The following is a 3788-nucleotide window of genomic DNA, read 5'->3' on the forward strand; positions in this document are numbered from 1 at the left end:
CGGTCGGGCATGCGGAAGGGCCGCTCCTCGCCCGAGCGGAGCGCCGTCTCCACGCGGACCACCTCGGGGATGATCTCGCCCGCCTTCCTTACCCAGACGTGGTCGCCGAGGCGGACGTCCTTCTCGCGCACGTAGTCCTCGTTGTGCAGGCTGGCGTGGGTGACGGTGGTGCCGGCCAGGCGGACGGGGTCGAGGACGGCCACCGGGGTGAGGGCGCCGGTCCGGCCGACGCTCACTTCGATGGCGCGGACGACGGTCAGCGCCTCCTCGGCGGGGAACTTCCAGGCGGCCGCCCAGCGCGGCACCTTGGAGGTGGCGCCCAGCCGCTCCTGCTGGTCGCGCCGGTCGACCTTGACCACCATGCCGTCGATCTGGAAAGGAAGCGAGGCCCGCAGCGAGACGCCCGCCTCGCAGAGGTCGGCCGCCTCCTCGATGGAGCGCGCGCGCCGCCATTCGGGCGGCGTGCGGAAGCCCCAGTCGCGCAGCCGCTCCAGCAGCTCGGCCTGCGTGGCGGGCGGCTCGCCCTCCATGTCCAGGATCTGGTAGAAGAAGGCGGCCAGCGTCCGCCCCGCCGTCACCGCCGGGTCCAGCTGGCGGAGCGAGCCGGCGGCGGCGTTGCGCGGGTTGGCGAAGAGGGGGAGGCCGGCCGCCTCCCGCTCCGCATTCAGCCGCTCGAAGGCCTCGCGCGGCATGTAGACCTCGCCGCGCACCGCCAGGCGGCGGGGCGCCCCCTCGCGCAAGAGGAGCGGCACCGAGCGGATGGTGCGGACGTTGGGCGTCACATCCTCCCCCACCAGGCCGTCCCCGCGGGTGGCCGCCACGGTCAGGCGCCCTTCCTCGTAGGTGACGGCCACGGAGAGGCCGTCGATCTTGGGCTCGACCACGTACTCCGCCGGCTCGCCCAGCGCCGCCTCCACCCGCCGACCGAAGGCCAGCAGCTCCTCGCGGCTGAAGACGTCGTCCAGGCTGAGGAGCGGCTGCGGGTGGCGGACCGGCGGAAACTCCCCGCTGCGCGCGCCGCCCACCCGCTGCGTGGGCGAGTCGGGCGTGACCAGCTCGGGGTGGGCCGCCTCCAGCGCCTTCAGCCGCTCCATCAGCGCGTCGAAGGCCTCGTCGGAGATCTCGGGAGCGTCCAGCACGTAGTAGAGGTATTCGTGGTGCCGGATGAGGCGGCGCAGCCGCTCCGCCTCCGCCGCCGCCTCCTCCGGCCGGGCCCCGGCCCGCCCGGCCGCCTCCTCGCCCTCTCGGGCCATGCTCTCGCCCTCTCCCCCTCTCCGCCTTCCGCTCCGTTCAGTCGCCCGCGCCCTCCAGGCGCTCCACCGGCGCGTAGCGGGCCAGCAGCCGGCGCAGCCCCGCGCCGGGGAAGGCCACCACCAGCTCCTGCTCCTCGCCGCGGCCCCGCACCTCCACCACCGTCCCCTCGCCCCAGGCGCGATGGCGCAGGCGGTCGCCCGCGCGCCACTCCGCGGCGGCCGCCGTCCCGCCGGCGGCGGGCACCGCTCCGGCGGGGCGGGCGAAGCCGCCGCCGGCCGCGGCGAGCCCGGCCGGCCGCGCCTCGGCGCCGCGCTCGCTCCAGCCGCTCTCCACCACGCCGGGGCCGGCCGCCTCGGCCAGGAAGCGGCTGGGGGTGCCGTCCAGGCGGGAGCCAAAGATGGTCCGGTGCCAGGCGTGGACCAGGTAGAGCTTCTGGCGCGCGCGCGTCATGCCCACGTAGCAGAGGCGGCGCTCCTCCTCCAGGCGGTCGGGCTCCTCCAGGGCGCGGCTGTGCGGGAAGAGCCCCTCCTCCATGCCGATCAGCCAGACCACGCGGAACTCCAGCCCCTTGGCGCTGTGGAGCGTCATCAGCGTGACGCGGTCGCCGCCCGTCTCGGCCACGTCCACCTCGCTGAGCAGGGCGATCTCCGCCAGGAAGGCGCCGAGCCGCGCCACCCCGTCGACCGCCTCCGGCTCCGGCGCGGCCGCGCCCGGCCGCACCGCCTCGCCGAGCGCCCGCGCGCCGCCGAGCGCCAGGTCGTACTCGCGCGCCACGGTGAGGAACTCGTCCAGGTTCTCCCGCCGGGTGGCCGCCTCGATGGAGTCGTCCTCCACCAGCGCTTGGCGGTAGCCCGTCCGCTCCAGCACTTCCTGGCAGATCTCGAAGAGGCTGAGCTGGCGGGCGCGCCGGCGGAGCTCCTCCATCAGCCCGGCGAAGGTCTCCAGGCGGCGGCGCGCCGCCGCCCCCAGCGCCTCCAGCGCCGCCGGGTCACGCAGCGTCCGCTCCAGGCCGACGCCCTCGGAGAGCTCCAGCACGCGCTCGACCGTCTGTGCTCCGATGCCGCGGCGGGGGACGTTGACGACGCGCTGGAAGCTGGCCCGGTCCTCCGGGTTGACGATGAGGCGCAGGTAGGCCAGGAGGTCGCGGATCTCCTTCCGCTCGTAGAAGCGGAGCCCGCCCACCACCGTGTAGGGGATGCCGGCGGCCACGAGCGCCTCCTCCACCGGCCGCGACTGGGCGTGGGTCCGGTAGAGGACGGCCATCTCGCCCCAGGGAACGGGCTCCGCCGGCCCGCCCTCGGAGGCCAGCCCCTCGCGGTGGAGCCGGCGCGCCTCGCGGAGGACGAAGGCGGCCTCGTCGGCCTCGTCCAGCGCGTGGTGGAGCGTCACCGGGGCCCCCCCCGGCGTCCGCGTCCAGAGCTCCTTCGGCCTGCGCTGCCGGTTGTGGGCGATCAGCCGCGTGGCCGCGTCCAGGATGGGCCGGGTCGAACGGTAGTTCTGCTCCAGCTTGACGACCCGCGCGTCGGGGAAGTCCTCCTCGAACTGGAGGATGTTGCGGATGTCCGCCCCGCGCCAGCCGTAGATCGACTGGTCGGAGTCGCCCACCACCAGGAGCCGGCCGCGGTCGCGGGTGAGGGCGCGCACAATCCGGTACTGGGCGCGGTTGGTGTCCTGGTACTCATCCACCAGCACCTCCAGGAAGCGCTCCGCGTAACGCCGCCGCACCTCCTCGTCGCCCTCCAGCAGCTCCACCGTCCGCACCAGCAGGTCGTCGAAGTCCAGCGCCCCGTCCTGCTCCAGCGCCTGCTGGTACTGGCGGTAGACCTCGGCCACCTGGCGCTCGTGGAAGTTGCGCGCCTGCGAGGCCAGCGCGTCGGGGCCGAGCAGCTCGTTCTTGGCCCGGCTGATGGCCGCGCGCACGCCCGCCGGCGGCCAGCGCCGCTCCGAAAGGTCGAGCCGGCGCAGGATCTGACGCAGGATCGTCCGCTGGTCGTCGTCGTCCAGGATGGTGAAGGAAGGCGCGAGCCCCGCCCGCTCCGCCTCCCGCCGCAGGATGCGCGCGCAGACGGCGTGGAAGGTGCCCACCCAGAGCTCGCGGGCCTCCTCGCCCAGGAGCGCCTCCAGCCGCTCCTGCATCTCCCGCGCCGCCTTGTTGGTGAAGGTGATGGCCAGGATGCGCCAGGCGGGCACGCCCTCCACGCGCACGAGCCAGGCCACTCGCCGCGTGAGGACGCGCGTCTTGCCGCTCCCCGCTCCGGCCAGGATGAGAAGCGGTCCCCCCTGGTGGGTGACCGCCTGCTGCTGCTCCGCGTTGAGGTCCGCCAGCAGCCGCCGCCGGAGCTCCGCGGCGGCGCCCGCCCCGCCGGCCGGCGCCTCGCCGATCTTCGCTTCGCTCAGCCCGTTCACCGCCTCCGGGGGCTTGCCCCCGGAGAGAGCCGTTTCGGCGGCGCCGGCCCGCTCCCCTGCGGCCGGCGGACGTCCGGGCGGTCAGCCTCCGCCCCCTCCGCCGCCCCCGGCTCCGCCCCCTCCGCCTC

The 3788-nt window shown here is 75.5% G+C and carries 2 protein-coding genes; both read right to left on the minus strand.

Annotated elements, in window-relative coordinates:
* A partial coding sequence (gene ligA, locus K6U79_11290) for an NAD-dependent DNA ligase LigA (protein MCL6522936.1) occupies positions 1-1253 on the minus strand: 1253 nt, incomplete at its 3' end.
* A gap of 37 nt (positions 1254-1290) precedes the next feature.
* Entirely contained in the window at positions 1291-3582 is a 2292-nt protein-coding gene (locus K6U79_11295; GenBank protein ID MCL6522937.1) for a UvrD-helicase domain-containing protein, read from the minus strand.
* Positions 3583-3788: the final 206 nt, after the last annotated feature.

It is taken from the genome of Bacillota bacterium, assembly GCA_023511835.1.
Classification (GTDB): Bacteria; Bacillota; Sulfobacillia; order JAIMAT01; family JAIMAT01; genus JAIMAT01.